The following is a 4,919-nucleotide window of genomic DNA, read 5'->3' as shown; positions in this document are numbered from 1 at the left end:
CGCGCTCCTGCAACAGCGCCACGCGCAATGGCTTGCTCACTTCAATACTCCTCGCGGCAACTGCATGGTCATGCAATGCAGGCTGCCGTTCTGCCAGATCAGGGGCCGACAGGGTACCGGAATTACTTGACGGCCGGGATGCGCGGCGCCGATGACGCGCGCGGCTTCGGCATCGGCTGCATCGCCATACGCGGGCACGAGCACGGCGCCGTTGACGACGAGATAGTTGGCATACGAGGCGGCGAGGCGACGGCCGTCGTCGAGAATGGGCGTCGCCCAGGGCAGGGCATGCAGCTGATACGGCTTGCCGTCGAGCGTGCGCAGCGCAGCGAGTTCGTCGCCCATGCGTGTGAGTTCGCCGTGGTGCGCGTCGGTCGCATCGTCGCAAGCCTGGTAGATGATCGCGTCGTCGGGCGCGAAGCGCGCGAGCGTGTCGATATGCGCATCGGTATCGTCGCCCTGCAGATAACCGTGTTCGAGCCAGAGCACGCGCTGCGCGCCCAGCTTTTCGCAGAGCAGATGCGTCATTTCTTCGCGGCTTTGCTCGGGATGGCGCTGGTGCAGGCAGCGCCAGGTCGTGAGGATCGTGCCGCGACCATCGGATTCGATCGCACCGCCTTCGAGCGCCCAATCGACGCGTTGATGTTCAGCGCCGGCAAACAGATCGCGCGCGACGAGGCCGCCGATCAGGCAATCGTCGCGTCTGGCGCTGAATTTGCCTCCCCAGCCGGTGAAGCGGAAATCGGTCAGGCGGAATTTCGCCCCGTCGGTCAGCGTGATCGGCCCGGAGTCGCGCAGCCAAGTGTCGTCGTACTCGATTTCGACGAATTGAATTTTTGACGTCGGCCCGCTGCAGGCCGCATCGATAAGCTGTTCGGCGCGCGCACGTACGCCCGCATCGGCCACGCAGACGACAACCGGTTCATGGCGTGCGATCGCTGCGATCAATGCAGCGCAGGTGCTCTCGACGGCGGCCAGGCGCGCTGCCCAGTCGGTATTCGCATGCGGCCAAGCGAGCAGCACGCCCGCCTGCGGTTCCCACTCCGCAGGCAGGCGAAAAGCGGGGGAGATCATTGTGCCCGGGGTGCGTTCTTCGGTCCGAGCTCGTCGGGCGAAACGCGATTCATCACGGCGTCGATCACGCGATCGCGTTCGAAGTAGACGGTGTAGTCAGCATATACCCAGCGATTGATCGTCGGGTGCCAGCGCGAATCGCCGCCGGCCGGCGCGAGCTTGTTTGCTGGCGCACCATAGCGGCTTTCGACCTGGCCCATGCTCAAGCCACGCGTCGGCAAGTGGAAGGCACGTTCCTGCTTGACCCGGTCGATCAGGAGCGTATCGGCATGTACAGCCGAGGCGGCGAAAAATGACAGCGCAAACGCGCACGACAGCAGGCTGGGACGACAACGCATGGCTTTCACTCCAGAGGACTTCGGCGCGTGAGCCGACGCCCGACTTTGTACCAAATTTAACGCGCGAAGTCGATGCTCCAAGTCACTGATTGGTGCAGAAAAATCGCTCCGGTCATTGGGGCGTTTTCACTCCGCGCGGCGGGATTACCGGCAGTACGATATGCGAGGGCGCGTTGGCGTCGATGTAGACCTTGTTGGTCGCTACGCGCATCTGCGCCGCATGGCCTTCGGGTTCGCCCGAGTTCGGGTTGGTGTCGAAATGCGGAAAATTGCTGCTCGATACATCCACGCGGATGCGGTGGCCGCGCTTGAACAGGTTGCTGGTCGGGAACGCCTCGATCTTGATCGGATAGACCTCCCCGGGCTTCATCAACGCCGGTTTTTCCCAGGAATCGCGATAGCGCACGCGCAAGATACCGTCAGTCAAGTTCATCGCGTAACCATTTGGATAATCTTGATTTTGTGGATACTCATCGATGAGTTTTGCGGTGAAATCGGTATCCGGACAATCCGACGCAATCCACAGGTTCACCGTGATCGGGCCGGTGACTTCGATATCCTGATCCAGCGGCGGCGTGCGGAAAACCAGCACGTCGGCGCGATCGGCGAGGGCACGGTAGGGTTCCTTCGAGCCGAAGAAGCGCGCGGCTTCGCGCTGATCGAAGGCGCCGCCGACCATGACGGGTTCGCCAGATGTGATCGTGCCGCCGATGCTCGGCACCGGGTCGCGCGGATCGTACTGATAAATCAGCGGTTCGACGCCGGAGCCCGGTTTGACAAGCGAAAGTTCGTTCTCGGTACGCAGGTAATAGGGCGTCCAGCGTGTGTCCGGAATCGGCCAGTCGGTCTCTGCGCGCCAAGCACCGCCATGCTGCATGCGGCTGTCGCCGTTCTTGCGTCCACTGCCGCCGCCCATTACAAACAGGCGCACGACGGGCTCGCTGTCCACGCCGTTCCTGATGCCCTTGATCCAGCGATCGAACCAACGCAGGCGCAACGCGAGGAAGTCGGTGGCGAGATTGTTGTCGATCGTTGCCTGTGGACCGAAGTCGACATCCCCGGAGTAGGTGATCGAACGATTGCCATGCGTCCATGGGCCGAGAATGAGTCGCACCGGACCGCGTTTGCCTCCGGTTTTCGCGCGCTTCGACAACCCGATGTAATTGTCCGTTGCGGTGCGTGGATAGGGGTCGTACCACGACGACATATGCATCATCGCGGCGTCGACGTACTGCGCGTAGAAGCCTTGCGCATAAATGCCGAGCTGCTTCCAGTAGTCGTCGAATACGCCGTGTTGCCATTGCTCGAACAGGTAATCCTCGTATTCGGGCGCAAGACTCAGCGGCGAGTTGCCGCGCCGCCAGGGCAGGCGGTGGAACCAGCCCTTGATATCGACAGCCTTCATCGCTGCGAATGTGGCCGGGTCGTCCCGTACACGCGGACTTTCCAGTGCGCTGTGATAGGCCCAAGTCGCCTGCTTCATTTCGAATGCCCCGCCTTGGCGGATGCCGCCTTGGTAGGCGTTCGAGAATCCCCCGGAATCCACAAACATTGCGACTACGCCGGGCGCGCCAGCGCTGCCGAGTGCGCCTTGGGTGTGTGCCGCGTAGGACAGTCCAAACGTGCCGATGCGGCCATTGCACCAGGGCTGTTTGACCACCCAGGCACAGGTGTCAAAACCGTCGACTCCCTCGCTCAAGTACTTGGTGAATTCGCCCTCGGATTTGTAGCGACCGCGGCAATCCTGATAGATCACGATGTAACCGTGGCGCACGAAGAATTCGGCGACTTGCGCGCGGCTCTTCGGCTCGGCGACGGTGGCCGTGCGCTCGGAGCGGCTATCGACTGTCTTGCCGTATGGCGTTCGTTCGATCAGCACTGGAAACCGGCCTGTGGCCCGTTTGCCATTGTGTGCGGGAAAGTAGATGTCGGTTGCGAGTTTGATCCGGTCGCGCATCGCGACCATCACGTCGCTTTGCAGACTGACTTCGAAATCCGATTGCGAAATATCTGCGGCGGTGAGTTTGGGCAGGGAGAAAAAGCCTGCGATTGACGCAAGCATTTTTGTCAGTTCGCGACGGCGCGCCGAGCGCAGTTTCTCTGGGATATCGTCGTTGGGCACGGGAGAGTACGCAGGATTGCGCCGGCAGATCGGTCGTAAGGCAGTATCGCAGTTTGTCAGAACCGCGCAAGAAATCGCAGAAGCCAGAAAGCGCAAAGGCCGCACCAGGCGGCCTTTGGGTCACGATCGTTGAATCGTGCAGATCAGCGTTGACGCGCCTTGAAGCGCGGGTTGCTCTTGCAGATCACGAAGACTTTGCCGCGGCGACGCACGATCTTGCAATCGCGATGACGCTGCTTGGCGGATTTGAGGGAGGACAGGACTTTCATGACGAATTCCGTTGGTTATCAGACTTGAGGGCGCAAAAAGTAGCCGGACATTGTAATCGGTATGCGCTGCACATGTAAAGTCGTTGCGCGAGTAAACACCGCGGGCTAGTTGGATCGGTGCGGGTGCCGCATGGCGACGGCGCGTTCCGCGGTTGGTCTAACTCGCAGAAATGAGGTCCAGCGCGGCGGCGAGTAGTCGCCCTCAATGCTGCTTGTTGAGAATTTTTCTCTTCTGTTCCTGAAATTCTTCTTCTGTGATGACTCCAGAATCCTTTAGATCCTTTAGCTTCTTCAATTCGGTATAAAGGTCGCCCGAGTCCTTTACTTGAATGTCCTGCTTGACCGACTGATCGCTTTCGAGGCGGACGGTGGGGGTCTTTGTGCTGTCAAAGTCCCCAGTTCTGCCGAAAGAATCTACGCGACCATTTACGAGGCGGACGTAGTAGGGGCGAGCGACTCCATAAAAGGCTTGGTCACCTGTTTCAGACAAAGCGTAATTTAGATATTCAGCTTGCCCTTGAGCACTAACGCTTGCAGGGGGTCCCATCACAGCGATGGCTTCATCTTTGGTCATGCCGATGCGAACGCCGCCTATTTTTCCGGCCGTGGCGCACGCCGCCAAGAGCATCCCCGCCACCAAAACCCAGACCAAGTTCTTCATGTTACCTCCCCGTGGAATCGTATACGCCCGTCTCTGGATCGAAGTATTCGCACCGGTCCAGCCCAAAAGATTGCCAAAGCACATCCATCATCGGACCAATCACTTTGTCGCAGTCTGCTGATTCGATGTTGTCGATCCATACCTCCGGGAGGATCAGGTTATCTCGGTCGACGGGTGATCGATCGTGCGAACTATAAAAGTATTGTCCACTGCGCAGTTGATACCCGCCAACGCGCAAGATTGCTACGCCCAAAACGGCTGGTCCGGCGAAACCAGATCGCTTAGAAAAGTTCAGGAATCGATTCACACCCTGACGGTAGAACGTGATCAGCTCCGAAGTAAATATGACATTGGTTGCGGCACCCCCGATGGTAGTGTTGTCCACGCCCACATTGGCGGCATACTCTATGGTGCCTTCGCGGAAAATTTGATTGTAAGCCGAGGTGGCAGGTGAA

6 protein-coding genes are annotated in these 4,919 nt (G+C 59.6%); all 6 read right to left on the bottom strand.

The annotated features are described in order from the left end of the window. Positions 1–36 precede the first annotated feature (36 nt). The gene (locus VIE67_RS08845) at positions 37–1,074 is read right to left on the bottom strand and encodes an agmatine deiminase family protein (RefSeq protein WP_332025326.1); all 1,038 of its coding nucleotides are present in this window, start codon (positions 1,072–1,074) and stop codon (positions 37–39) included. Next, positions 1,071–1,412: a hypothetical protein gene (locus VIE67_RS08840; protein WP_332025324.1), complete on the bottom strand. Its 342-nt coding sequence runs from the start codon at positions 1,410–1,412 to the stop codon at positions 1,071–1,073. Before VIE67_RS08840 ends, VIE67_RS08845 begins: the two co-directional genes overlap by 4 nt. Positions 1,413–1,524: 112 nt before the next feature. Further along, positions 1,525–3,474: a CocE/NonD family hydrolase gene (locus VIE67_RS08835; RefSeq protein ID WP_332025322.1), complete on the bottom strand. Its 1,950-nt coding sequence runs from the start codon at positions 3,472–3,474 to the stop codon at positions 1,525–1,527. Positions 3,475–3,677: 203 nt separating this feature from the next. Next, complete coding sequence (gene ykgO / locus VIE67_RS08830; protein ID WP_298070998.1) at positions 3,678–3,803, bottom strand: type B 50S ribosomal protein L36; 126 nt, start codon at positions 3,801–3,803, stop codon at positions 3,678–3,680. A gap of 202 nt (positions 3,804–4,005) precedes the next feature. Beyond that, the gene (locus VIE67_RS08825) at positions 4,006–4,464 is read right to left on the bottom strand and encodes an SHOCT domain-containing protein (protein ID WP_332025318.1); all 459 of its coding nucleotides are present in this window, start codon (positions 4,462–4,464) and stop codon (positions 4,006–4,008) included. Position 4,465: 1 nt separating this feature from the next. Then, the coding region (locus VIE67_RS08820; protein ID WP_332025316.1) for a hypothetical protein at positions 4,466–4,919 on the bottom strand (454 nt) is incomplete at its 5' end.

The organism is Rudaea sp., assembly GCF_036560865.1.
Classification (GTDB): domain Bacteria; phylum Pseudomonadota; class Gammaproteobacteria; order Xanthomonadales; family Rhodanobacteraceae; genus Rudaea.
This window is presented reverse-complemented; position numbering and strand designations above follow the sequence as displayed.

Coding starts and splice junctions, on each gene's coding strand:
- ykgO (WP_298070998.1), bottom strand. CDS start 3,803: ATGAAAGTCCTGTCCTCCCTCAAATCCGCCAAGCAGCGTCATCGCGAT.
- VIE67_RS08845 (WP_332025326.1), bottom strand. CDS start 1,074: ATGATCTCCCCCGCTTTTCGCCTGCCTGCGGAGTGGGAACCGCAGGCG.
- VIE67_RS08835 (WP_332025322.1), bottom strand. CDS start 3,474: ATGCTTGCGTCAATCGCAGGCTTTTTCTCCCTGCCCAAACTCACCGCC.
- VIE67_RS08840 (WP_332025324.1), bottom strand. CDS start 1,412: ATGCGTTGTCGTCCCAGCCTGCTGTCGTGCGCGTTTGCGCTGTCATTT.
- VIE67_RS08825 (WP_332025318.1), bottom strand. CDS start 4,464: ATGAAGAACTTGGTCTGGGTTTTGGTGGCGGGGATGCTCTTGGCGGCG.